The sequence below is a fragment of the Wolbachia endosymbiont of Frankliniella intonsa genome (assembly GCF_029856955.1).
GTDB lineage: Bacteria > Pseudomonadota > Alphaproteobacteria > Rickettsiales > Anaplasmataceae > Wolbachia.
In genome coordinates this window covers 1,293,463-1,316,845 of the sequence record NZ_CP097148.1, presented here as the reverse complement: position 1 = coordinate 1,316,845, position 23,383 = coordinate 1,293,463, and the positions used below count along the sequence as shown (strand labels likewise).

The 23,383-nt window shown below is 33.3% G+C and carries 24 protein-coding genes, 1 tRNA gene and 6 pseudogenes; 13 read left to right on the top strand and 18 right to left on the bottom strand.

Translation table 11 applies throughout. The annotated features are described in order from the left end of the window. Nucleotides 1–16 precede the first annotated feature (16 nt). Together M3L71_RS07390 and M3L71_RS07385 are read right to left on the bottom strand one after the other, a co-directional pair. Nucleotides 17–364 carry an IS630 transposase-related protein gene (locus tag M3L71_RS07390; RefSeq protein ID WP_280143264.1) on the bottom strand — a complete coding sequence of 116 codons (348 nt, stop codon included), beginning with the start codon at nucleotides 362–364 and terminating at the stop codon, nucleotides 17–19. A gap of 66 nt (nucleotides 365–430) precedes the next feature. Next, nucleotides 431–1,450, bottom strand: a complete 1,020-nt coding sequence (locus tag M3L71_RS07385) for an Mrp/NBP35 family ATP-binding protein (RefSeq protein WP_280143535.1) — start codon at nucleotides 1,448–1,450, stop codon at nucleotides 431–433. Nucleotides 1,451–1,579: 129 nt separating this feature from the next. Here M3L71_RS07385 and M3L71_RS07380 point away from each other — a divergent pair, with 129 nt between their 5' ends. Then, the gene (locus tag M3L71_RS07380; protein WP_280143534.1) at nucleotides 1,580–2,749 is read left to right on the top strand and encodes a WD_0033/WD_0034 family tandem repeat-containing protein; all 1,170 of its coding nucleotides are present in this window, start codon (nucleotides 1,580–1,582) and stop codon (nucleotides 2,747–2,749) included. 79 nt (nucleotides 2,750–2,828) lie between these two features. Here M3L71_RS07380 and M3L71_RS07375 read toward each other — a convergent pair. Beyond that, nucleotides 2,829–3,210, bottom strand: a pseudogene (locus M3L71_RS07375) (IS4-like element ISWosp8 family transposase); the annotation flags it as partial. A gap of 421 nt (nucleotides 3,211–3,631) precedes the next feature. Between M3L71_RS07375 and M3L71_RS07370 the strand changes: the two are divergent. Next, nucleotides 3,632–4,372: pseudogene (locus M3L71_RS07370) on the top strand (IS630 family transposase); the annotation flags it as partial. Nucleotides 4,373–4,519: 147 nt separating this feature from the next. Then, nucleotides 4,520–4,747: pseudogene (locus M3L71_RS07365) on the top strand (ankyrin repeat domain-containing protein); the annotation flags it as partial. A 102-nt stretch (nucleotides 4,748–4,849) separates the two neighbouring features. Here the strand turns inward: M3L71_RS07365 and tyrS are convergent. Then, on the bottom strand, nucleotides 4,850–6,112 hold the full coding sequence (gene tyrS, locus M3L71_RS07360) for a tyrosine--tRNA ligase (protein WP_280143533.1): 1,263 nt from the start codon (nucleotides 6,110–6,112) through the stop codon (nucleotides 4,850–4,852). A gap of 230 nt (nucleotides 6,113–6,342) precedes the next feature. After that, nucleotides 6,343–6,660: a ribosome silencing factor gene (gene rsfS, locus M3L71_RS07355; protein ID WP_064085463.1), complete on the bottom strand. Its 318-nt coding sequence runs from the start codon at nucleotides 6,658–6,660 to the stop codon at nucleotides 6,343–6,345. A 128-nt stretch (nucleotides 6,661–6,788) separates the two neighbouring features. On the opposite strand from rsfS, the gene M3L71_RS07350 reads away from it, so the two are divergent. Genes M3L71_RS07350 through M3L71_RS07340 form a run of 3 tightly spaced genes read left to right on the top strand, consistent with a single transcriptional unit; the run spans nucleotide 6,789 to nucleotide 8,647 of the window. Then, nucleotides 6,789–7,388 (top strand): AAA family ATPase, encoded by a 600-nt coding sequence (locus tag M3L71_RS07350; RefSeq protein ID WP_280143532.1) that lies wholly within the window; start codon nucleotides 6,789–6,791, stop codon nucleotides 7,386–7,388. Next, on the top strand, nucleotides 7,381–7,869 hold the full coding sequence (locus tag M3L71_RS07345) for an RNA pyrophosphohydrolase (protein WP_280143531.1): 489 nt from the start codon (nucleotides 7,381–7,383) through the stop codon (nucleotides 7,867–7,869). Before M3L71_RS07350 ends, M3L71_RS07345 begins: the two co-directional genes overlap by 8 nt. Continuing rightward, the gene (locus M3L71_RS07340; RefSeq protein WP_280143530.1) at nucleotides 7,859–8,647 is read left to right on the top strand and encodes a TatD family hydrolase; all 789 of its coding nucleotides are present in this window, start codon (nucleotides 7,859–7,861) and stop codon (nucleotides 8,645–8,647) included. The genes M3L71_RS07345 and M3L71_RS07340 overlap by 11 nt, the downstream gene beginning before the upstream one ends. A gap of 5 nt (nucleotides 8,648–8,652) precedes the next feature. Here the strand turns inward: M3L71_RS07340 and mdh are convergent, their stop codons facing one another. The 7 genes from mdh to M3L71_RS07305 are packed head-to-tail and all read right to left on the bottom strand — an operon-like array spanning nucleotide 8,653 to nucleotide 12,416. Beyond that, a complete protein-coding gene (mdh, locus tag M3L71_RS07335; protein ID WP_280143529.1) occupies nucleotides 8,653–9,597 on the bottom strand; it encodes a malate dehydrogenase in 945 nt (314 codons plus the stop codon). Nucleotides 9,598–9,600: 3 nt separating this feature from the next. After that, nucleotides 9,601–10,176, bottom strand: a complete 576-nt coding sequence (locus M3L71_RS07330) for an NADH-quinone oxidoreductase subunit C (RefSeq protein ID WP_264374529.1) — start codon at nucleotides 10,174–10,176, stop codon at nucleotides 9,601–9,603. A gap of 1 nt (nucleotide 10,177) precedes the next feature. Further along, nucleotides 10,178–10,681: a NuoB/complex I 20 kDa subunit family protein gene (locus M3L71_RS07325; protein WP_015588278.1), complete on the bottom strand. Its 504-nt coding sequence runs from the start codon at nucleotides 10,679–10,681 to the stop codon at nucleotides 10,178–10,180. Continuing rightward, entirely contained in the window at nucleotides 10,672–11,025 is a 354-nt protein-coding gene (gene ndhC, locus M3L71_RS07320; RefSeq protein ID WP_280143528.1) for an NADH-quinone oxidoreductase subunit A, read from the bottom strand. Before ndhC ends, M3L71_RS07325 begins: the two co-directional genes overlap by 10 nt. Nucleotides 11,026–11,042: 17 nt before the next feature. Then, nucleotides 11,043–11,411: an HIT domain-containing protein gene (locus tag M3L71_RS07315; protein ID WP_006014413.1), complete on the bottom strand. Its 369-nt coding sequence runs from the start codon at nucleotides 11,409–11,411 to the stop codon at nucleotides 11,043–11,045. Between the two features lie 6 nt (nucleotides 11,412–11,417). Further along, nucleotides 11,418–11,678 (bottom strand): hypothetical protein, encoded by a 261-nt coding sequence (locus M3L71_RS07310; protein WP_280143527.1) that lies wholly within the window; start codon nucleotides 11,676–11,678, stop codon nucleotides 11,418–11,420. A gap of 3 nt (nucleotides 11,679–11,681) precedes the next feature. After that, nucleotides 11,682–12,416, bottom strand: coding sequence for a hypothetical protein (locus tag M3L71_RS07305; protein ID WP_349292752.1), 735 nt, complete (start codon nucleotides 12,414–12,416; stop codon nucleotides 11,682–11,684). Between the two features lie 184 nt (nucleotides 12,417–12,600). On the opposite strand from M3L71_RS07305, the gene M3L71_RS07300 reads away from it, so the two are divergent. Continuing rightward, a complete protein-coding gene (locus M3L71_RS07300) occupies nucleotides 12,601–13,977 on the top strand; it encodes a UDP-N-acetylmuramoyl-tripeptide--D-alanyl-D-alanine ligase (RefSeq protein WP_280143525.1) in 1,377 nt (458 codons plus the stop codon). Between the two features lie 33 nt (nucleotides 13,978–14,010). Next, nucleotides 14,011–14,976 carry a complex I NDUFA9 subunit family protein gene (locus M3L71_RS07295; protein ID WP_280143524.1) on the top strand — a complete coding sequence of 322 codons (966 nt, stop codon included), beginning with the start codon at nucleotides 14,011–14,013 and terminating at the stop codon, nucleotides 14,974–14,976. Nucleotides 14,977–14,984: 8 nt separating this feature from the next. Here the strand turns inward: M3L71_RS07295 and M3L71_RS07290 are convergent. The 4 genes from M3L71_RS07290 to rpmF all read right to left on the bottom strand — a co-directional run bounded on the left by M3L71_RS07290 (nucleotide 14,985) and on the right by rpmF (nucleotide 17,378). Next, nucleotides 14,985–15,058, bottom strand: a tRNA-Arg gene (locus M3L71_RS07290). A gap of 142 nt (nucleotides 15,059–15,200) precedes the next feature. Continuing rightward, entirely contained in the window at nucleotides 15,201–16,157 is a 957-nt protein-coding gene (locus tag M3L71_RS07285) for a beta-ketoacyl-ACP synthase III (protein WP_280143523.1), read from the bottom strand. After that, the gene (gene plsX, locus M3L71_RS07280; RefSeq protein ID WP_010405337.1) at nucleotides 16,150–17,187 is read right to left on the bottom strand and encodes a phosphate acyltransferase PlsX; all 1,038 of its coding nucleotides are present in this window, start codon (nucleotides 17,185–17,187) and stop codon (nucleotides 16,150–16,152) included. The genes M3L71_RS07285 and plsX overlap by 8 nt, the downstream gene beginning before the upstream one ends. An 8-nt stretch (nucleotides 17,188–17,195) precedes the next feature. After that, nucleotides 17,196–17,378, bottom strand: a complete 183-nt coding sequence (rpmF, locus tag M3L71_RS07275; RefSeq protein ID WP_280143522.1) for a 50S ribosomal protein L32 — start codon at nucleotides 17,376–17,378, stop codon at nucleotides 17,196–17,198. 234 nt (nucleotides 17,379–17,612) lie between these two features. On the opposite strand from rpmF, the gene M3L71_RS07270 reads away from it, so the two are divergent. Together M3L71_RS07270 and M3L71_RS07265 are read left to right on the top strand one after the other, a co-directional pair. Further along, a complete protein-coding gene (locus tag M3L71_RS07270; RefSeq protein WP_029237671.1) occupies nucleotides 17,613–18,395 on the top strand; it encodes an MlaE family ABC transporter permease in 783 nt (260 codons plus the stop codon). Beyond that, nucleotides 18,388–19,089 carry an ABC transporter ATP-binding protein gene (locus M3L71_RS07265; protein WP_280143521.1) on the top strand — a complete coding sequence of 234 codons (702 nt, stop codon included), beginning with the start codon at nucleotides 18,388–18,390 and terminating at the stop codon, nucleotides 19,087–19,089. Before M3L71_RS07270 ends, M3L71_RS07265 begins: the two co-directional genes overlap by 8 nt. A gap of 86 nt (nucleotides 19,090–19,175) precedes the next feature. On the opposite strand, the pseudogene M3L71_RS07260 reads toward M3L71_RS07265, so the two are convergent. Further along, a pseudogene (locus M3L71_RS07260) lies at nucleotides 19,176–20,178 on the bottom strand (IS630 family transposase). 83 nt (nucleotides 20,179–20,261) lie between these two features. Between M3L71_RS07260 and M3L71_RS07255 the strand changes: the two are divergent. The 3 genes and pseudogenes from M3L71_RS07255 to M3L71_RS07245 form a co-directional block, all read left to right on the top strand. Continuing rightward, a pseudogene (locus tag M3L71_RS07255) lies at nucleotides 20,262–21,296 on the top strand (IS3 family transposase); the annotation flags it as partial. A 323-nt stretch (nucleotides 21,297–21,619) separates the two neighbouring features. Next, entirely contained in the window at nucleotides 21,620–21,820 is a 201-nt protein-coding gene (locus tag M3L71_RS07250; protein WP_280143520.1) for a hypothetical protein, read from the top strand. Between the two features lie 21 nt (nucleotides 21,821–21,841). Beyond that, nucleotides 21,842–21,964: a hypothetical protein gene (locus M3L71_RS07245; RefSeq protein ID WP_280143519.1), complete on the top strand. Its 123-nt coding sequence runs from the start codon at nucleotides 21,842–21,844 to the stop codon at nucleotides 21,962–21,964. 245 nt (nucleotides 21,965–22,209) lie between these two features. Here M3L71_RS07245 and M3L71_RS07240 read toward each other — a convergent pair. After that, nucleotides 22,210–23,281: pseudogene (locus M3L71_RS07240) on the bottom strand (IS3 family transposase). Between the last annotated feature and the right edge of the window lie 102 nt (nucleotides 23,282–23,383).

Below are 23,383 nucleotides of genomic sequence, written 5' to 3'. Positions count from 1 at the left end.
ATCAATAAATTGCTGCCTATCTTCTTGATTGCGCTCTTGATATAGTGTGACTTTTTTTTAAAGTAATTTTTAGCTGTTTTAGTCTATACCAAATTGAATTTATTCCAAATCCAAGATTTTGTTTCATCTCTGCCAGAGTATGATCTGGATTCTTTGTAACATATTCTTCGAGTATTTTTGGGTCTATTTTTCGAATAAAGCTACCGTTTTTAGATGGCTTTAAGCTTTCACCATCAGCTTTCTTTTTTAACCAGCGGTACAGAGTTGCTATTCCTATCTCCATGAGCTCTGCTATCTCAACCTTTGTCTTCCCTTTTTCTATCATCAATACTGCCTTTTCCCTTAAATCCACACTATATGCCATTATAACTCAAATACTTTATTATACCTTTATCATTTGCTTTGGGAAATACTATAGTTTAAAAAAACTTTATAGACTGCATACAAAAGACCTAACATCTTTAGCAATGCCTTCATAAATCCTTACTAAATCCTCACTTAGTATTGAAGGATTTCCACAATCAGAAGCACTACATATTTGCGGATCTAGAGGAACTCTGCTCAAGAGTTTGACTCCCAGCTCTTCAGACATTTTTTTTGCACCACCTTTTCCAAATATGTGTATTTTTGAATTATCTTGAACAAAATAGCTCATATTTTCCACAATGCCGATAATTGGCACGCTGAGCTTTGTGAACATATCATAAATTTTTTGTGCATCGACTAAAGCAAGCTCCTGTGGAGTTGAAACTATTATTGCTCCAGTTAAACTAAAATTCTCCATCAGACTTAAATGTACATCGCCAGTGCCAGGCGGTGTATCAATGATTAAATATTCTATATCAGACCACCTTGTTCCCATTAGCAAATTGTAAAGTGCTTTTGTGATCATAGGTCCACGCCATATTACTGCGCGGTCCTTATCAATAAAATAGCCAATTGAAATAGTATAGAGACCATGTTTCTCTATAGGCATTGCTTTACCACTCTGTATTTCTGGTTTTAATTTCTCAGTGCCCAACATTTTAGGAATCGAAGGACCATATATATCTGCATCAACTAGCGCAACTTTATGTTTTAATTCTGCTAACGAAAGAGCTAGATTTAGTGCAACTGTCGACTTACCCACACCTCCTTTACCAGAAGCAACGACAATTATATTTTTCACTCCTTCGATATGAAGTTTAGCTTTTTGTTGCCTAGCTTGTTTTTTACCAGTAGCAACTACAGTAACCTTTCCTACTCCCGGTATCGCCTTAACAGCTTGCTCACAATTTTTTCTTAATTCTTCATTTGGCTCAGTAACTTCAAGAGCAAAAGCAACATCTTTACCCTTAATAACAATTGAGGATACTACACCAACATTCTTACCACTTTTCTTCTCTATAACCTTTTTTAGGCTCTCTCTTACGATTTCCTCATTAACCTGTGTAAATTTTTTCCAGAACATATGATGAATTTTTTCTATTGGTGTATACTAACATAGAATAATTAAACTGCACTGACTTTAAAGCGAGGTTACAAGAATATGCTAAATGATAACAACTTAACACAAGCACAACGAAATTTGCATTTAAAGTTGAAAAAGGTAATATCAAATCGTGAGGAAATTGGTAATATCTTGAAAAGAGCCTCAGAGAATGATTTACTAAAAGTTCTTACAATAGGATATACTAAACGATTTCCAAGAGGTGGGGAACGCACTTTAACACTACTTAGCCTAGCCATATTCAAATGTAATAACGAATGCGTTAATTCTATTTTAATACATTCTCAAAATAACGGTACAGTGCAAGAGATTATTAATACTGAAAATATTATAAACTATCAAGATGGTCTGATGTACACCTTAACATCGCTTGGCTTTGCTATACATTACAATAAGCCAAGATATATTAATGATATTTTAACAAAAGCCCAGGACAGTGGAATACTACAAGATATTCTTGCTGCTAGAAATATTGTACAGTATTTCAATACTAAGGAGTATGCTTTAACAACACTCAGTTTCTCTATATATAAAGGTAATAAAGAATGTATCAGTTCTATTTTAGAAAACGCTCAAAATAATGATATGCTGCAAGGCGTTTTTATTGCTGAAAATATTTTACAGTTTTCAGATGGTCTGACGCATATTTTAACACCAATTAGCTTTGCCATATATGAAAATAATAAGGAATGTTGTAACTACATTTCAACAATGATTCAAAATAATGTTGTATCGCAAGATATTCTGAATAATTGGACATACATTTTAACATTGCTTGGCCTTGCTATATATAGAAATAACAATCAATATGTTAATTCTATTTTAAGACAAGCTCAAAATAATGGTAAGCTGCAAGAAGTTCTTACTGCTAAAAATACTTTGTATTCTTCAGATGGTTGGAAGTACAACTTAACACCACTTGGCTTTGCTATATATGAAGGTAATCATGCACATATTAATTCGATTTTAACTCATGCTCAAAATAGTGGTTTATTGCAAGATATTCTTGCTAATCACAATGCTGTAATATCTCCAACTGGTCAGACGTACAGCTTAACGCCACTTGGCATCGCTATACATAAAGGTAATATTGAATGTATTAATTCTATTATAGTACGAATTAATGACATACCACAATATATCTATGCCACTTTTCAACCAACTGCAGCGATTAATGAAAGGAATACTAGGATTAGTAGTGCATTAGATAATGTATCTATTTCTTCTAGGTATGTTAGAGAGAATAGCAAAGTTAATTAATTTCTTAAGTAACTCTTTCTTGCAAGTACTACTTTTTTATGTATCTGTTCAGGCAATGGCGTTAACTTAAGAGAATAAATTAGCAAGCTCTCCTAAAGACATTATGGCGTTTAGGCTTATCTATTTTATTGCGGCTATACAATCTTCACGTTAACTTTAGTGAGTATTTTAAAAAGGGCTTGAAAATTTTTTGGTTCCAACAAGCACCTGATAAAGTTTTTGTTTCATTATAGCAAATAAAACTGAAAAATTTAAACGATACTTAGCAATTTGATCTGGGTTCCAAGGCTCTTGTGCATCACACATATGAAGTATTGCACATGACCAAATTTGCACAAAATTCTTATCTCTAAATTTATCTCAGAAAAATTCTCTAATTCTCCTTCTACTTTGAGTATTTTATAGCACTCCTCTATGTGACACCTTAATAGATAAGCTTTACTGATATCTTCTTTATTGAAATAAAATAGAAACCAAAGGTCCTATTTTTCACAGTATTTTACTCCTTAACATCTTTCCTTAAGTTGACGCTATTGGGCTTTGTTGAATCGCTATCTACGATGAATAAAAGATAAAATGTAGAATATCAATAGTTTATTATTCTAGCATTTATAGTAAGGACAGTCAGTAAATATCTAAATTTAAGTAAAAGAAGTTTTACTATCATTCACTAATCTAGCTAGAATTAAAGAATTTCAATGCTTTAGCTATTTTAAGTAGAATTAAATTTACTAGTACAAACAATAAATTACTATTCTTAAATTTAATCAGATTGATTGCAAAAAATAAGATTTTCAATAAGCTGCTTGTATAGTTAGCCTTTCATAGATATAGTATTTCCCAAAGCAAATGATAAAGGTATAATAAAGTATTTGAGTTATAATGGCATATAGTGTGGATTTAAGGGAAAAGGCAGTATTGATGATAGAAAAAGGGAAGACAAAGGTTGAGATAGCAGAGCTCATGGAGATAGGAATAGCAACTCTGTACCGCTGGTTAAAAAAGAAAGCTGCTGGTGAAAGCTTAAAGCCATCTAAAAACGGTAGCTTTATTCGAAAAATAGACCCAAAAATACTCGAAGAATATGTTACAAAGAATCCAGATCATACTCTGGCAGAGATGAAACAAAATCTTGGATTTGGAATAAATTCAATTTGGTATAGACTAAAACAGCTAAAAATTACTTTAAAAAAAGTCACACTATATCAAGAGCGCAATCAAGAAGATAGGCAGCAATTTATTGATAAAATCTCAAAAATAGAACATTCCAGCATCTTATATATAGATGAAGCAGGAGTTGATAATAAGTTATACCGAGAATATGGACGTGCTCCAAGAGGAAAGAAAATTTATGCAGATATTCCACGGAGAACTCGAGAGAGAATCAGTATAGTAGCCGGGTGGATTGGAATGAGATTTATTGCACCAATGACTTTCAAAGGTGGGTGTGAAAAAGAGGTATTCAATATATTGTTGGAGAAGATGTTATTACCTAAATTGCCACTTGGCACAACCATAGTTATGGATAATGCTACATTTCATAAGACCACTAAAACAAAATCATTAATAGAGTCTTTTGGCTTTCATGTGCTGTATCTTCCAACATATTCACCAGATTTGAATCCCATAGAACACTGTTGGCATACCATCAAAAGCCGCCTCAGACCTCTAATGTATAAATGTACAGACTTACAACTTTTGGTTGGTAATACCATAATGGAAATTTATCCATTCATTTTAGAAAATACTATAGTGATGCAACAAAGCCCCGGTGGAGTAACTGCATTATTAGGTACTGCTATATCTATAGCACTTTTTACAGCCGGAGCAATTACAGCTGAGTTAATACCTATAGTTATAGCAGTAGTTGCAATTACAGCAACAGCACTAATAGTTGGCAATGCTATATATAAATTGTCAAATCCTGATACTCAAGTTGATAAACCAATCTTAGCAAATCGACAGCAAGAAACTGCTAGCGATAGTAGGGTTGCCTAGCGATTCTGCCACAGTGTCAGCTGCTTCAATGATATCCATTTGTTCCTATAATTATCTTTTCTTGGCTACCTTATTTTGCTATTCTGCTGAACAGATACAAATTCACTTTCTTACTTCACTCACTAAAATTTTAATATGGCGTTTCTTTCCTGCAGACAATTTTATGAATGAATGATCTTTGAAGCTCTCAGAATTTATTATATAGTTAACATCGTTTATAGTATTATCATTAACTTTACATCCATTTCCCTGTATTAAACGCTTTGCCGCACCTTTTGAAGGTTCAAAACCGGTGTCATGAAGCAAGTCTATCAGGAGTATGCCATTTGCAACTTGTTCTCTTGTGATAGTGTAACCAGAAAGCAATGAACTGTCTTCATTTTCAAAAGCAGAGATTGCAGCAGATCGTGCAAGTTCAGCTTCTTTGCAACCATGACATATTTTTGTCACCTCTGTTGCCAAGACCTTTTTTGCTTCATTTATTTCTTGATCCTTCAAGGACTCTAGTTTTTTAATTTCATCAGTTGGTAAATCAGTGAAAAGTCTCAAGAAACGACCAACATCTTGATCATCAACATTGCGAAAATATTGCCAATAGTCATAAGAATTTAGCATGCTGCCATCAAGCCATACTGCTCCACTTTCAGTTTTGCCCATCTTTTTTCCTTGTGCGTTTAATAAAAGAGGTGTGGTAAGACCAAACAGCTCAGGTAAATTTAACTTTTTGCCAAGTTCAATTCCGTTTACTATATTTCCCCATTGGTCTGACCCTCCAATCTGGAGACGACAGCCATACTTTTTATTCAACTCGACAAAATCATAGGCTTGTAACAACATGTAATTAAACTCGAGAAAGCTTAGATTTTGCTCCCTATCTAGCCTAATTTTCACACTATCAAAGCCTAACATGCGATTTACAGAAAAATGTGTCCCTATATCACGCAAAAAGTCTATATATTTTATGTTATCTAACCAATCTGCGTTGTTTACTATGATTGCACCAGTTTTTCCATAATCGAAAGATATCATCTTCTCGAGGGTTTTCTTTATACCAAGTATATTTTGATTGATATCTTCTATCGGCAAGACGCTTCTTGCTTTGTCTTTACCAGATGGGTCACCAATTTTTGTTGTGCCACCTCCAAGTAGAACTATTGGCTTATAACCGAATTTTTGTAGGTGACGGAGCATCATGATTTGAATGAGACTGCCAATATGCAAACTTGGTGACGTACAATCAAACCCAATGTATGCAATTATATAATTATCTTGTGATAATAGATGGTCTAACCTATCAATGTTTGTACATTGATATAGGTATCCTCTTTCTTGAATGAAGTTTAAAAACTCGGATTTATGTTTCATAATATGTTATTTTGTGTGTAAACGGTGTTGTTAACGATGGTGTCATTACAGTGCTTGACGCTGGAATCCAGTTTATTATGAAATTTCATCAAAAATGTTGTATAGTGTGCTCGTTTATGATTAAGTTTTCTAGATTCCAGCGTCAAGCACTGGAATGACACCACCAACTTCATAAGGGTTGCCTTCAAAATTACAACATTTGAGCAAGTGTATACCAGCTACCTGGATAATCAATTCCATAACTCTTCTATCTTATAATATTCTCTTACTTCTGGCCTGAATAGGTGAACCATTATACCTTGAAAATTCACAATCACCCAGTTACCTTCATCCATACCTTCTACATCTATTTTATCATATTGCTTGAGATTTTTCATCACTTGCTCAGCTAATGCTTTTACATGGCGGCTCGAATCACCGGATGCAATGATCATATATTTTGCAATGACAGTTTTATTCTGTACATCAAAAGTAACTATATCTTGACCTTTGTTTTGATCTATTACATCTACAATTGTATTTTTTATTGATTCTGTATCACCGTTCATTATTCTAAATTATATAATTTATCTGTAATGATACACTCAAAATTTCTGAATATGAACTATTTTTGATATGTTTCTAGTGTAACGTTTATAATACATATATTTGTAATATATGATAGTTTTCTGATGGTATGATCATTTACTTAATAGGATTTTCGGGTAGTGGCAAACTTACGATTGCAAAAGAGCTGTGTAATATTATTGATGGGGTGATAGTAGACAATAACCTGTTTAATAATATTATATTTGATATGATTGATTTCAGAAACGCTGAGGTTACAAGTGAAATATGGGAAGAAATTTTTGTGATTAGAGAGAATATGTTAGCAATATTGGAAAAATACCATATAGAATCAAAGCATTATATATTTACAAACGAATTGATAAAAGGTGATTCCTATGATCAAAAAGTATATAACTCAGTGGTGAATTTAAGTAAAAAAATGAACGTGGAGATTCTCCCTGTGGTGTTATATTGTAATAGTGGAGAACTAGTAAAGCGCGTTCAATTAAAGGAAAGAGAGCAGGAGAGAAAAATTACTGATTCAGATTTTGCTATGAGAAAAATTAAAGGAAAGAAACTATTTGTGCCTCAAGGTTCACTTGAAATTGATAACTCAAACTTAAGCGCAAAAGAAGTTGCAAAAAAAATTGTTGAAAAAATGAATAGTAAAAAAGTAGTTGGAACTTCTATGATAGATAATTTAGTAACAGAGAATATTTGTGGTTAGCCAGGAGAAAGAGTATCGCCCTTGTGTTGGCATAATGCTATTTAACAAACAGGGGAATATTTTTATTGGAAAACGCTTTGATAGTGACTCTTATTGGCAGATGCCACAAGGAGGAGTTGATGAAGGTGAAGAGCTAGAGCAGGCAGCGCTACGTGAGCTATTGGAGGAAGTTGGTACTGATGAAGTAGAAGTTGTGGCTCAAAATAAAGAGTGGATATATTACAACTTACCCGAGGAAGTTATACCGATATGCTGGAATGGGAGGTATTCTGGCCAAAAGCAAAGGTGGTTCTTAATGAAATTTTGTGGGAAGGATAAGGATATTAATATTAACTATACTGATCATCCAGAGTTCAAAGAGTGGCGTTGGCAAAATGTGGATGATTTGGTAGCCAGTTCCATACCGTTCAAAAAAGAAGTTTATAAAAAAGTGATAGAAGAGTTTTCTTCTATCATAAAAGGATCTATTTATGATAGTTGATTCTCATTGTCATCTAATTTATTTTTCTGATGATGAAATACCAAAGGTAATTTCAAGAGCAGAGCAAAATGGTGTGAGAATTTTGCATAACATATGTATAAGCATTAATGATATCCCTAAATTATTAAAAATCTCTTCATCCTATGATCAAGTCTACTGCTCCGTTGGTATACATCCGCTTGATACTAATGTGGAAAAAGGTGAGTGTATAAATGCTGATGAATTGATTGAATTTACTAGGGGCAAAAAGGTAATTAGTATCGGTGAAACCGGATTAGATTTTTATAAATCTGATAACAAAAGCAATCAAAAAAAAAGTTTTGCATCACATATAGAAGCGGCAAAAGTAACAGGATTATCTTTAGTTATTCACACTAGAAATGCTGATAGTGAGATGATTGATATGTTAAATTCAGAAATGAAGAAGGACGCTTTTAGTGGAGTAATGCATTGCTTTGCTTCTTCTAAAGAGCTTGCTTATAAGGCTATGGACTTGGGATTATACATTTCATTTTCTGGAATTATTACTTTTAAAAATGCGAACTTACTAAGAGAAATTGCACAAAATGTGCCACGTGAGCGTGTTTTAGTTGAAACTGATGCACCTTATCTATCTCCTGAGCCTTACAGAGGAAGAAAAAATGAACCGGCAATGGTGAAATATGTTGTGAATTGTTTAGCAGAATTATGGAATGAATCGCCGGAACAAGTAGAAAAAATAACTACAAATAATTTTTTTAGACTGTTTTCGAAGCTTGAGGTCAAAGAAATTCTATAGGGCAATTAATTTAGCTGACAGAGCTCTTTTACTGCACTTACAGATTTATAAAACATCTCTTGTTCACTATCGTTCATTTTAACTTCTAGAATTTTCTCAACTCCATTTTTGCCAATAATAGTAGGAACACCAATGAATAAGTCTTTCACACCATATTCACCATTAAGATAAGCAGCGCATGGTAATATACGCCTTTTGTCTTTTAAGTATGATTCTAGCATGCTTATGGCTGAAGATGCAGGAGCATAGTATGCAGATCCAGATTTAAGTAGATCAACTATTTCTTTTCCACCATTACGAGTGCGCTCAACTATTTCATCAACTTTTCCTCGCGTAATCAAACCCATCTCAATGATTTGGGTAAGTGGAATGCCAGCAATTGAAGCATAATTGATTAGTGGTACCATACTGTCACCATGTCCTCCAAGAACAAAAGCAGATACATCTTCAATAGAAATATTTAACTCACTTGCAAGAAAATAACGAAAACGAGCAGAATCAAGCACTCCTGCCATACCAACAATCATATTAGTTGGCAGACTTGAAGATTTGTGTACTACTGAAACCATAGCATCTAAAGGATTGGTAACCACTATTACAAATGCGTTTGGAGAATGTTTTTTAATATTTTCCCCAACCTCTTTCATTACTGCAGCATTAGTTTCCAGAAGGTCGTCTCTGCTCATTCCAGGTTTTCTGGCAATGCCAGCAGTTATTATAATTGCGTCAGAGCTTTTTATATCTTCATACCTATTTGTACCAGTAATATTGACATTATACCCATCAATAGGAGATGATTCTACAATGTCAAGCGCTTTACCTTGTGGTATTCCATTGCTGACATCAAGCAAAACAATATCTCCTAGCTCTCTTAGTGCAATCATATGGGCAAGCGTTCCACCGATATTTCCTGCGCCAATCAAAGATATTTTTTTTCTTTGTGCTGTCATTTTTTACTCCTTTATATTTACTTTTGTGGCTTTCCTACCTTCCCAAGGGGATAAGCTGTCAAACATACGAAAATCTTGCGGTAAGTCTATAGGATTATATACAACCTTTTTTGCCTCTATATCGTATCTTACTTCCTCGTAGCCAGTGAGAGGAAAATCTTTTAACATTGGATGACCTTTGAATCCATAATCCGTTAAAATCCTACGTAAATCAGGGTGATCAGAAAACTCTATTCCATACATATCAAATACTTCACGCTCAAACCACGAAGCTGCGTTAAATATCTTTGCTACACTTAGAGGTATATCACCTTCACATAACTGAAGCTTTATGTGCACTCTGATATTGTGTACAACGCTGAGCAAATTGTATATTAGCTCGAAACGTTTTTCTCTATCTGGGTAATCAACTCCAAAAACGTCAACTAATAATTCAAGCCTACACTTTTCATCATCACGTAGAAAGAGTAAGTGATTTTCAATGTCATTCAAAGCTGAATATATTACAATAGTGCCATCATTTTTCTGAATACATTCACATTTAGTCTTTTTTTGTATGTATTTTGCAGTTTTATCCATGCTATATATTTTTAGTTCGTTTTATTTTATTTTGTAGACATAGCATTCCATATAGCAACGCCTCAGCAGTTGGAGGGCATCCAGGAACATACACATCAACTGGCACAATTCTATCGCAACCACGGACTACTGAGTAAGAATAATGATAATAGCCACCGCCATTTGCACAACTTCCCATAGAAACGACGTATTTGGGATCTGCCATTTGATCATAAACTTTACGCAATGCTGCTGCCATTTTATTAGTTAACGTGCCAGCAACAATCATAACATCTGCTTGCCTTGGGCTTGCACGAAAGATTATGCCATATCTATCAAGATCATAACGACTGGATGCAGTGTGCATCATCTCTACTGCGCAACATGCAAGACCAAATGTCATTGGCCACAATGAACCAGACCTTGCCCAGTTCATTATATAATCTATTAAATCGCCAAATTTAGTGATAAGAAAACCTTCTTTTTTGTAACGATTCCAGTCTCCATTAGATAAATTTACTCCCATTCCAACGCACCTTTACACCACTCATAAATAAAGCCTATAGTAAGTATTGCAAGGAATATCATCATAGACCAAAATCCGCAATAGCTTATTTTAGATAAAGAAACGGCCCAAGGGAAAAGAAAAGCAATTTCTAAATCGAATATTATGAACAATATTGCAACTAAGTAAAATTTTATGTCGAAACTTTTTCTGGCTCTTGATAAAGGATTAAAGCCACACTCATATGTAGAAAGCTTTTCACCATCTGGGTTACTGACTGCAAGAAACATAGTTAATACACCTAAAGTAAAGGATACTACAATTGATACACAGATAAAAATTAATATGGTTAAATATTCGCTCATTTAAAAAACATATAACACTATGAATTTACATGCTTTCCTAATCTTTTACCACCTAAAATATGTATGTGAAAGTGCGGTATAACTTGCTCTCCATCTTTACCGTGATTAGTAACTAATCTATATCCTGTTTTTTCTAAGTTATATTTATGTGCTATTTCTCTAACAGTTTTAAAAAAACTTACTATTTCCTCTTCGGAAGCTTTCAGAACAAAATCATCATATGAAACGTATTGAGCTTTTGGTATAACTAGAATATGAACTGGTGCATCAGGATACTTATCACGAAAAGCTAGCACATTTTCATTTTTATGTATTTCCTCATAAGACAACTCGCCCCTTAATATCTTAGCAAAAATATTAGTGTCATCATAAGCTGTACTACCCATACTTTATTAAATTCCTGGTCCTCTTCTATTTTGCTTATGATTTGGTGTAGAAGGTGGGCTTATTGCTGCTTCGCTAGAAGCATCTTCAAGACTTGAAACGTCTTTTAGCTGTATATCTTTTCCACGCAAAACTGACCCATAGTCCATTTGGTGTCTTTTTGCCCTTCTTGCAGCAATAACTTCTGGTTGTAAATGATACATATCTCCAGGAACAGTTAGGCTATGATACCTTTGCTCTATTTTAACTTCTTTCATAACACTCTCCATAATTTATTTCCCCCTACCTCTTATGCTTTCGCAACTTTCAAAATCTTGTTTAATAGCTTTTTGCCAATTATTTAAAATTTTCTCTGATGACTTTTCTTTACCTATAGACCTTATAACTTCTTGTGACTGTTGCTTTTTACTATCGTATCCACTATACAACTTTTCTGCAATATCATACAGCAACTTTCGGTCTGTGTGAACTTTAAACTCTCCACCAGTAATTTTTGCCAAATTTTTGAGATCATAATCAATTTTATTATAAATTCCTTCAATAGCGTACTTTTTCATTACTTTTTCGTCTATACCTGGATTTTTATCTTTTATTTCTTGGATAATCTTCTCAACATCAACTTCAATTACAATTTTGTTTTCTTCTCTAAAAATAGTTATATTTGGCAGATCTTTCCTTATTTTATCTAATTTCTCTGGACTCAAGTAAGGTATATCCCCCGTTAAAGTTCTTGACGCTAAAAAACTTACCTTACCTTTTTCTTGTTTTGTTATTTGTATGCCAAGGTACTTACTAGCTTCTGTGGTTTTTATAGGTGGGTCATATTTCTCTTCTTCTTTAGGTGCATCACTCACAGCCTTTTTTAATGAAAGTTTAACATCATGCTTCATTTCATCAATTGAAGCAAACGGTTTCTTTATAGGATAAATAAGTGCTTTAGGCACAAGAAAAAACACGCCTTTTATCTTAGCCAAAATAGACTTTTTATTTGACTCATCTTTTGCCATACATACCTCCAAGTCACTTTCTACAATCGGATAGTAAAATACACCCAATTATAGACGAAAATATTTAAGCTTGTATATCTATTATAAGATGAAATTATAGAGATAGCAATCATTATTTGTACATTACGAAAGTATGTAGTATTTTTGCTGCTTTTCTTGTTCAAATTACCTTTAAAGATAAATTATGTTAAAATGGAACGCAAATAATATTATCGATGCTACTGGCGGAAGAGGGGAGGGTGTTTGTAATTCGGTATATAGCTCAAATATTTCAACGGATACAAGAAGCACAAAAAAAGGTGATTTATTTATTGCTCTCAAGGGAAAGAAATTTGATGGGCATGATTTTCTACATGAAGCATTTTTAAAAGGAGCTGTTGCTGCGGTAGTAAGCGAAGATAAATATAGAAATTTTCCTCTAATTGTTGTGCAAGATACTCTAAAAGCTTTGCATAATATGGCATCATATTACATTAGAAATGTTCTTGTTAATGCTAAAGTTATTACAATTACAGGTAGTGTAGGGAAAACGACTACAAAGGACATGCTGCACACTGTTCTATCGCAATATGGAGCGTCTTATGCAAACAAAGATAACTTGAATAATAATATAGGATTACCTTTTACTATTCTAAAAGTCCCAAAAAACTGCCAGTACTTAATACTTGAAATGGGAATGAATAGAGCTGGTGAGATAAAAGAGCTATCGAAGATTAGCAATCCGGATATTGCAGTTATTACCAACATCGAACCTGCGCATGTTGAAAATTTTTCATCTCTACTTGATATTGCGCAAGCGAAGTTAGAAGTCCTATGTGGTATGAAAAATAATGGTACTTTGGTTTTGAACAAGGATAATAAACATTATGATTATCTTTTATCAAATGCTGACAGAAATGTAGTGAGCTTTGGTAAGAATGAAAGTGCTACTGTTCGTTTGTTAGACCTAATAAGAAACGATAGCGGTATAAATTTAAAAATTAAACCGCACAACGGTCAAATTATAAACTGTAATTTACGTTTGCGGGGTGAGCATTTTACATACTCTGCATTAGTTGTGACAGCAGTTGTGCAAATTCTAGGACTTGATTTATCGAAATTACCACTAGCACTTGAGAATTTTACTGTAACAGAAGGTAGAGGTAATGTTCATCAAGCTAAATACAATGGAAAATTAGTACATTTGATTAACGACTCCTATAATGCTAACCCTACTTCAATGAAGGCTGCAATAAGAACTTTAGGTACATATTCTAATTTAAGAAAAGTGGCACTACTCGGCGATATGTTAGAACTTGGTAATGAAAGCATAGTATTTCATACAGAATTGCTTGACTATATAGTAGAACAAAATGTGAATAAAGTTCATACAGTTGGTAAATTTATGTTAGAATTGAATAAACTTTTACCGGAGAATATAAAAGGCATGCATTTCGATGATTCTAACCAATTGAAAAGTAATTTAGCTAATATTGTTCAAGGTAATGATGTAATTTTAGTTAAAGGTTCTCATGGAATGAGAATGGACCTTATAGTGCAGGAATTCACAATAGAATATTAAATAAAACTATTGTATTAATTTAAAGTTAAGTTATTGGAAGTTTTAACTGTGATAAAACGTATAGTTATTTTTGGTGGAACGGGATTTATAGGAAAACACATCGTAAGACGCTTGGCAGCGGAGGGTTATTTAATAAGAATATTTACTCGTGATCAGGAAAAAGCTGCTTGTCTAAAGTTATGTGGCAACTTAGGGCAAATATCAATACTTGAAGGAGATTTTTTTAATGAAAAATCAATTTTAGAAAGTATGGAGGGGTGTGATGTTGTTATAAACTTAGTAGGAATATTATATGAAAAAAGAAAATACGATTTCTATACAGTTCATGTTGGAATAGCTGAAAGAATAGCAAAAGCTGCGCAAATAAAAAATGTATCCATGATGATACATTTTTCTGCCATGGGAATAGAAAATGATAAGTTATCAAAATATGCCCAAAGTAAATTGAAAGGTGAGAAAGCTGTAGCTTCGGCGTTTCAAGGAGCAATGATAATTAAGCCCAGTCTTGTATTTGGTAAAGAAGATAATTTCTTTAATAAATTTGCAAGATTAGCAACAATTCTTCCTTTTTTGCCGTTGATCGGTAGTGGAATAACGAAGTTTCAGCCGATATGTGTAACAAACTTAGCTGAAGTGGTATACCGTATTATCAGCTTTAATAAGCAAGATAAAAAAATTTATAATATAGGTGGATCAAAAGTTTACTCTTTTAAAAGCTTATTAAAGTTTATTCTGAATGTGACTAACAGAAAGTGTCTACTGATCAATGTACCTTTTCCAATGGCAAGATTGATAGCCTTTTTCTTAGAAAGTAAAGTTGTTTCTGTGCTGTTAAAACCTATAACTGGAGATGCAAGCCCTATACTTACTCGAGATCAGGTGAAAGTTATGATGAGTAGTTCAATCGAAAAGTCAGATGATCTCGAAACAATGAAAATTAGACCACTAGCAATTGAAAATGTGGTATCAGAATACTTGAAAATTTATAGAAAGCATTGATAGAAGAATGTGCCCGGTAGGATTCGAACCTACGACCCACAGCTTAGAAGGCTGTTGCTCTATCCAACTGAGCTACGGGCACACATCATATATAAAATGCTTCTTAGTACACTTGAAGTCAAGTATTTCTTGTGAATATAATGTTTGTGATAATATCTCAAAACTTTGTCAGTACAGCATGTAACGATAAAACTGAGAAAAAAGAAGCGTGGGTAATAGGAAGTCTAATAGCGCAGTAACACAGAACCCCAGGCTAAACCTGCACCTATTGAAATCAGCAATATCAGATTTCCTGACTTTATTTTTGATTCTTGTACTGCATAGTCTAAGGCTAGTGGAATTGACGCTGCTGAGGTGTTTGCATGCTTATCAACTGTATTAATTACTTTTTCTATAGGAAAATCTAATTTCTTTACTACTGCTTCAATAATGCGAATGTTTGCTTGATGGGGAATTAACCAGTCAATATCAGTAATCTCCAAACTATTGCATTTTAGAGTTTCCTCTACTGAGGCTGTTAATTTCTCTACTGCATGTTTAAACACTTCTCTTCCATTCATAAGTATCTTTCCAGAATCACGAGTAGAGGATATTCCTCCGTTTGTACATAATAAGTCCACATTGCCATCAGAGTGTAAGTTTGTTGATATAATGCTACTACTACTCATTTCTGATTTCATTATCACTGCACCAGCACCATCACCAAAGAGTACACAAGTTGACCTATCTTCCCAATCAACAATCCTAGACATTATTTCAGCACCAATAACAAGCGCGTATTTAATTCTATCGTTAGACTTTATAAGTGAATCAGCAACTGTAACTGCATATATAAAACCAGAGCATGCTGCCTGTACATCAAAAGCAAATGCGTTTTTACACTTTAATTTACTTTGTATAATCGTTGCACAGCTAGGAAAAGTTTTGTCAGGTGTTGTTGTTGCAACTATGATCAAACCAATTTCATCTATTGAAATTTTCGCTTTTTCTATAGCATTTTTCGCTGCATTAACAGCTAAATCTGACGTTAGTTCTCCTTCATCTGCTATATGTCTTTGAACTATTCCTGTTCTTTGCCTTATCCATTCATCGTTTGTTTCAACTATCGATGCAATTTCGTTATTACTCAAAATTTTTTTTGGTAGGTAAGAACCAGTGCTCAATATGAAACTTTTATTCAATATGACTTACCCCGTTAATTATCTTCTGGTTTAAATTTTCACTGATTGCATTTACTGCAAATTTTATAGCGTGAGCAAAAGAAATAGCATCAGAATTTCCGTGGCTCTTTATAATGATACCATTTAGCCCTAAAAACATAGCTCCACTTCTAATTTTAGGATTAAAACGCTCTAATGCTTTATTTAGCTTGGGTTTCAACAATATGCCGACAAGCATTTTTGTCATCCATGAATTAAATACTTCCTGTTTTATTAGACTGATAAAAGTACCAGCAGTTGCCTCAGCTGTCTTGAGCATTACATTACCAACAAAACCATCAGCAACAATTACGTCTATATTACCATCTAAAAATTCACTTGCCTCTATATATCCTTTGAAGTTAATACTTGGAGCATTTTTGAGTAACTCAAAAGCTCCTCTTACTGAGTCAGTACCTTTCACTTCTTCTGTACCAATGTTTAGCAAAGCGACTTCAGGATTTTCAACTTTTAATGCTATTTTTGCAAATATACTCCCCATTAATGCAAATTGAAATAATGAGTCAGTATTACAGTCAACATTTGCACCAAGATCAAGCAATGCAAAGCTTTTTGTCTTAGTTGGACAGACAGATGCAATAGCAGGACGATAGATATTGGGTAATGTTCCTAAAATAAATCTGGAGATAGCCATCAATGCTCCAGTGTTGCCTGAAGACACCATTCCAAAAGCTTTACCTTTTTTCACTGCTTCAACAGCTGCCTTCATACTTGAATCTTTGCGATGTTTCAGTGCAAAAGAGGGTTTATCATTTGGAAGAACATTATCAGAGCAATGGGTAAATTCGGAGTTATCGATTACTTTTTTGTATTTTGAAAGCAAAGGAGATATTTCTTTCTGATCTCCATAAATATGAAAAAAAACTTCAACACCTGGATCAACAAGATTATCCAAGAAAAAACTAGCACCCTGAATTACGGAAAGAGGTGCAAAATCCCCTCCCATAGCATCAAGTGCGATAACTATGTTGTTGTTGACCGTGGGTAACATATCATGAGTTACTCCGCCTTTTGTTTAATGAAAACACGTTTTCCTTTGTAATTATTGTCAACTGCTATGTTATGAGGCAACATGAATTCTCCAGTTGTTGCACATACCACAATATTCTTAGGCTTAATAGCATGATGAGAACGATGCATATTACGCCTTGACTTTGACTTTTTTCTCTTCGGAACTGCCAAAACTTACTCCAATTCAATTATATAACACAATTTATTAGTAGCATGTTTTTTACAAGAAGTAAATAGCGAAATAAGTAAGGTTTTCTTATACAATTCAGTCTTATAAACTTAAACTCAAGCATTGTGATCAAAGTATATTGAACTTAAGATATATCTTGACTATACTCTGCGATAGAGTTAATAAAAATTTTAATAAAATCAGTAAAACTAATTTTTAGCTAAGATAAATGCAAAGTGAGTTCCTTTGATGTAAACAGTGTTAGAATAATCGGTAGGTGCTTTATCAACTTTCTGTTGAGGCTTGGTAACGCATTTGTGTTTTTTATTCAATCTCTATACCACTGCTTTGTTCCACCGTATTATTTTAGCAATGTAGCAAAACAAATTATAGAGATAGGCTTTTTCTCTTTACCAATTGTTGGGCTAACTGGAGTTTTTATAGGAGCGGTGATAGTTTTACAAAGTAGCTTAAGTGGTCTATTGATTAATCAAGAACAAGTAGTACCTAAGCTTGTTACGATCACTATCATTAAAGAGTTAGGGCCAGTTTTGATTAGCTTAATAATGGTAGGAAAGGTTGGGTCCTCAATTGCAGCAGAAATTGGCACGATGCGCATCACTGAACAAATAGATGCACTTACAACTTTGGACATCAATCCTTTCAAATATTTAATTGCACCAAGAATTCTAGCGTCAGTTATAGTATTTCCAATACTTACAGTATGTGCAGATCTAATAGGAATATTTGGAGGGTATGTCACCGCAGTCTTTGAATTTAACCACAATTTAAATATATACATAAAATACACAGCTCAATTCTTTAATATAAACGATTTTGTTGTTGGGCTAATGAAAGCGACTGCTTTTGGCGCTATAATTTCTGTTTCAAGTTGTTATTACGGTTACCATTGTAGAGAAGGTGCACGAGGAGTAGGTGTTGCTACAACATCAACTGTTGTTTTTTCGTCCATATTGATCATTTTAGCAAACTACTTGATTACTTTGATACATGTATAGCCCCATAATATCAATATTGAACCTAAGCTTGTCTTTTGATGATAGAACGATATTAAACAACATAAGTTTTAATATATCGAAGGGGGAATCATTAGTCATACTTGGCGGCTCAGGAAGTGGTAAATCTGTATTAACAAAAATAATCATTGGATTGCTAAAACCAGACTCAGGGTCTATTAAAATAAATAGTGAAAGCAAAAATAAATTTGGAGTCTTATTTCAAAATTCTGCTTTATTTGACTACGTTACAGTGTGGGAAAATATATCTTTTAATTATAAAAAGCGCTTTAATATCAGAGAAAAGGAGGCAAAACAGCTAGCAATCGAGAAGTTAAATGATGTTGGACTTGAGGAAAGCATAGCAGATATGTTTCCAATCGAGCTATCAGGCGGAATGAAAAAAAGAGTAGCACTTGCAAGGGCGATTGCGCACAATCCAGAAATTATTGTATTGGATGAGCCAACTTCAGGATTGGAACCAATTATGTCAGATATGGTAAACGAGATAATAATAAAATTATCTAAAGACTTTAACCCTACAATTATCACGATTACACATGATATTCATAGTGCATTTAAAATAGCTGATAAAATAGCAGTATTATACGAAGGGAATATTATCTACCGCGGAACTGTCCAAGAAATACAAAATACTAATAACGAATATATAAAAAAATTCATTCATTATATATAGCTATAGGTTTACAAACGATATTGTGAATGCCATATCTAGCCTAACTTGAGCTACTGACAATTGTCGTTCTGTTATACCAAAATCCATTACTGACGGAACAAATAAGAAACATTACAAACTCGTTTAATAGTAGTACTGGAAATATTGACAATAAAATTACACAAAACATCTTCAAGTAAACCTATGGTATCGTAGATACTATTGCGTAAAGTATTGTATTTGATATATTGCCACAACCTTTCAACAGGATTCAGTTCCGGTGAATAAGGAGGCAAGTATATGATGGTAATGTTTTCCTGAATTTTCAAACTTTTTGATCTATGCCAACTTGCACAATCCATTACAAGAAAGGCTTCTTTCGTGCCTAAATCTTTCGACATCTGCTCCAGAAATATATTCATACAATCAGTGTTTACATATGGAGCAAGTAGGCTAATTTTCTTACCACTTCTTGGATTTACCGCACTTTAGATATAGAAATTTTGTCTACCAATTTTCATTTTAACCTGCGTTCTGACCCCTTTTAAACCATCCGTGTCCGATTTTTGAATGAGTCCCAAATCGTGATTCATCAAAAAAACACCTCCCTTTTAGGGTGGAAATTGACTATTTTATTGAAGTATCTTTTAAACTCTTCTTGCTTGTTTTTATCTTGTTTATGGTCCATTGGCCTCGGTGTTATGTAAGAAAATTTCATCCTTTGTATCTCACGGTGCACTGTTGATTTGCTGATGTTTAGGGCAAATTCCTCTGAGATTTTTATTTGTACTTCCTTAATAGTAATATTTGGATTTCTTTCTACCCATATTTCAATTTGCTCACGTTGATTTTTGTTTAATTTGCTTTTTCTTCTCCGCTGAAACGGGGCAAATAATTTTTCTACTCTACCAAATTTTAGATGCTTTATCCATTCAGTCAAAGCAGTCCTTGAAATTTTACATATTCTTGCCACAGCGCTTATACTACTTTCTTTTCCTGCTATCACCGCTTGTAACTTTTTGAAACATATGCGTTATTTCTTACCTTTTTTAACATTTCTTTCGCTAAATTTACAACTCTTTCGTCTAATAGTTTTGACCTTAATGCCATTTATACCTCGCTATTTCACTTACTCTAGTATGACTTTTTCCCCATTATTCTCTATCTGTTCTTTCTATAGCGGGAATTGGTATAAGATATGTAGTGAATATAAAATACCATCAACAAATCTATATGATTGGCGTGATAGAGTATTGGCAAGGTTAAAAGACCTATTTGTTGAAGAAAGTGAAAGTGCGAGAAAACAAAGAATCTTAGCGCAAGAAATAGAAAGTTTACATAAAGTAATAGGAGAATTGACAGTGGAAAATAGCTATTTGAAAAAAAAATTACTGAAATAAGCAAAAAAGATAGAGTAAGGTTTATAGAAAAAGATTCTGATCTGTCAATTAGGAAACATGCTGATTTATTGGGGATTTGCAGATCTAGCCTATATTATAGGCCTATAATTAATAACGAAAGTGAAGTAGCAAATTTGATTCAAGAAGTATATTTGGCTTCTGATTGCCGTTATGGATATCGTAAAATTACTGCTGAAATCATAGCGAGTGGGGTAGTAGTCAATCGCAAAAATCTTAAGAATTATGAAAAAAATGAAGATTAGTGGGCTGTATTGTAGAAAAAGATGTAATACAAGTATTAAAGAAAAAAAGCATAAAATATATCCTTATCTACTCAAAGATTTGATTATTTGTAGAGTTAATCAGGTATGGGCTACTGATATAACATATATTATGGTAGAAGGTAAGTTTGTCTATTTTGTGGCAATAATGGACTTGTATAGTCGCTATATTATTGCTCATTCATTATCACCATATCTCGATGCTGGATTTTGCCTTTATACTCTCAAAGAAGCTCTAAAACAAGGTAAACATGAGATTTTTAATAGTGATCAAGGGGTACAGTTTACTTGCTACAACTTTATTACGGAATTAGAGCATGCTAATATTAAAATCAGTATGGACCATAAAGGACGTTGCTTCGACAATATATTTGTTGAGCGCTTATGGAGAACTTTAAAGCAAGAAGCTATATATTATTATAGACCAAATAGTATCAGAGATTTGAATCTTATAATAAATGACTTTGTTGGTTGGTATAACTATAGAAGGCTACATCAGACTCTAAATTATAAAGTTCCTGCTGATCTTTATTATCATAAACAGTAAATGAATATATTGATAAATACTTTAAATGTGTGTCGACGTATTTATCAACATATTCATTTTAAAAATCGGATCACTTTAAAAAAATGGTCTAGACAAATGGGTGCACTATAAGGGTTAGGCCAAAAGGCTGAATAATGGAAGCTGTATAAATCGAGAGGTTTACGTACAGTTTTGCGAGAGACTGGTGGGGAAGTGCCACTGGTCTACTCTCCTTTTCAATAGAAAAGTTGATAGTGATACCAATAATCGTTATTGGCAAGACAAATGAGGTAGGTTATAAATTTGCTTAACTCCCTAATTATAGGCAAAAAGAGCTCCTTTTCATGTGTTTTATTACTAATGGGAATTGGTATGACTTAATCAAATCAGCAAAGGAATACAAAATTGGTTTTATTCGTCTTTCTCCTGAAAAATTTGAAACTACGCAACGTGACTTCCTCTTAGGCAATGCAGACAATTATCCTGGCCTGATTTCCAAAGATCTGAAAGTTCTGAAAGATGTTTTAGATGCTTTTCATCAATAAAAAATACCAGTAGTATTAACGATGCTTAGCTTACCTGGATCTAGATGGAAGCAAAATAATAACGATAAAGATGATTTACGTTTATGGTCAGATCAAGCTTTTCAAAAACAAGCAGCAAAATTTTGGCAAGATCTTGCGAAATAGCTTAAAGATCATCCTGCTATTGTTGGATATAATATCTTAAATGAACCACATCCAGAAAGGCTTTATAATACTGCAGATTCGGCTATTTATAACGTAGAACAAAGCATTGACCTAAAAACCCCTATCATACTGGACTATAGTGCACCCATTTGTCTAGACCATTTTTTTAAAGTGATCCGATTTTTAAAATGAATATGTTGATAAATACGTCGACACACATTTAAAGTATTTATCAATATATTCATTTACTGTTTATGATAATAAAGATCAGCAGGAACTTTATAATTTAGAGTCTGATGTAGCCTTCTATAGTTATACCAACCAACAAAGTCATTTATTATAAGATTCAAATCTCTGATACTATTTGGTCTATAATAATATATAGCTTCTTGCTTTAAAGTTCTCCATAAGCGCTCAACAAATATATTGTCGAAGCAACGTCCTTTATGGTCCATACTGATTTTAATATTAGCATGCTCTAATTCCGTAATAAAGTTGTAGCAAGTAAACTGTACCCCTTGATCACTATTAAAAATCTCATGTTTACCTTGTTTTAGAGCTTCTTTGAGAGTATAAAGGCAAAATCCAGCATCGAGATATGGTGATAATGAATGAGCAATAATATAGCGACTATACAAGTCCATTATTGCCACAAAATAGACAAACTTACCTTCTACCATAATATATGTTATATCAGTAGCCCATACCTGATTAACTCTACAAATAATCAAATCTTTGAGTAGATAAGGATATATTTTATGCTTTTTTTCTTTAATACTTGTATTACATCTTTTCTACAATACAGCCCACTAATCTTCATTTTTTCATAATTCTTAAGATTTTTGCGATTGACTACTACCCCACTCGCTATGATTTCAGCAGTAATTTTACGATATCCATAACGGCAATCAGAAGCCAAATATACTTCTTGAATCAAATTTGCTACTTCACTTTCGTTATTAATTATAGGCCTATAATATAGGCTAGATCTGCAAATCCCCAATAAATCAGCATGTTTCCTAATTGACAGATCAGAATCTTTTTCTATAAACCTTACTCTATCTTTTTTGCTTATTTCAGTAATTTTTTTTTCAAATAGCTATTTTCCACTGTCAATTCTCCTATTACTTTATGTAAACTTTCTATTTCTTGCGCTAAGATTCTTTGTTTTCTCGCACTTTCACTTTCTTCAACAAATAGGTCTTTTAACCTTGCCAATACTCTATCACGCCAATCATATAGATTTGTTGATGGTATTTTATATTCACTACATATCTCAGCTGTGCTTTTTTGATTTTTTATTGCTTCCAAAGCTATCTTTGCTTTTAACTCTGGTTCATATTTTTTTTTGTTGCCATTCTTTTACCCCTTTACCTTCCTACTCGGATCAACCATTTTTTTGTCTAGTTTATGGGGTGA

Excerpts from the sequence above, each read along its gene's own strand:
- M3L71_RS07265 (WP_280143521.1), top strand. The coding sequence starts at position 18,388 with ATGTATAGCCCCATAATATCAATATTGAACCTAAGCTTGTCTTTTGAT.
- M3L71_RS07325 (WP_015588278.1), bottom strand. The coding sequence starts at position 10,681 with ATGGGAGTAAATTTATCTAATGGAGACTGGAATCGTTACAAAAAAGAA.
- M3L71_RS07385 (WP_280143535.1), bottom strand. The coding sequence starts at position 1,450 with ATGTTCTGGAAAAAATTTACACAGGTTAATGAGGAAATCGTAAGAGAG.
- M3L71_RS07390 (WP_280143264.1), bottom strand. The coding sequence starts at position 364 with ATGGCATATAGTGTGGATTTAAGGGAAAAGGCAGTATTGATGATAGAA.
- M3L71_RS07340 (WP_280143530.1), top strand. The coding sequence starts at position 7,859 with ATGATAGTTGATTCTCATTGTCATCTAATTTATTTTTCTGATGATGAA.
- tyrS (WP_280143533.1), bottom strand. The coding sequence starts at position 6,112 with ATGAAACATAAATCCGAGTTTTTAAACTTCATTCAAGAAAGAGGATAC.
- plsX (WP_010405337.1), bottom strand. The coding sequence starts at position 17,187 with ATGTTACCCACGGTCAACAACAACATAGTTATCGCACTTGATGCTATG.
- M3L71_RS07250 (WP_280143520.1), top strand. The coding sequence starts at position 21,620 with ATGTGTTTTATTACTAATGGGAATTGGTATGACTTAATCAAATCAGCA.
- rsfS (WP_064085463.1), bottom strand. The coding sequence starts at position 6,660 with ATGAACGGTGATACAGAATCAATAAAAAATACAATTGTAGATGTAATA.
- M3L71_RS07350 (WP_280143532.1), top strand. The coding sequence starts at position 6,789 with ATGATCATTTACTTAATAGGATTTTCGGGTAGTGGCAAACTTACGATT.
- M3L71_RS07315 (WP_006014413.1), bottom strand. The coding sequence starts at position 11,411 with ATGGGTAGTACAGCTTATGATGACACTAATATTTTTGCTAAGATATTA.
- M3L71_RS07310 (WP_280143527.1), bottom strand. The coding sequence starts at position 11,678 with ATGGAGAGTGTTATGAAAGAAGTTAAAATAGAGCAAAGGTATCATAGC.
- M3L71_RS07300 (WP_280143525.1), top strand. The coding sequence starts at position 12,601 with ATGTTAAAATGGAACGCAAATAATATTATCGATGCTACTGGCGGAAGA.
- M3L71_RS07305 (WP_349292752.1), bottom strand. The coding sequence starts at position 12,416 with ATGGCAAAAGATGAGTCAAATAAAAAGTCTATTTTGGCTAAGATAAAA.
- M3L71_RS07330 (WP_264374529.1), bottom strand. The coding sequence starts at position 10,176 with ATGGATAAAACTGCAAAATACATACAAAAAAAGACTAAATGTGAATGT.
- ndhC (WP_280143528.1), bottom strand. The coding sequence starts at position 11,025 with ATGAGCGAATATTTAACCATATTAATTTTTATCTGTGTATCAATTGTA.
- M3L71_RS07245 (WP_280143519.1), top strand. The coding sequence starts at position 21,842 with ATGCTTAGCTTACCTGGATCTAGATGGAAGCAAAATAATAACGATAAA.
- mdh (WP_280143529.1), bottom strand. The coding sequence starts at position 9,597 with ATGACAGCACAAAGAAAAAAAATATCTTTGATTGGCGCAGGAAATATC.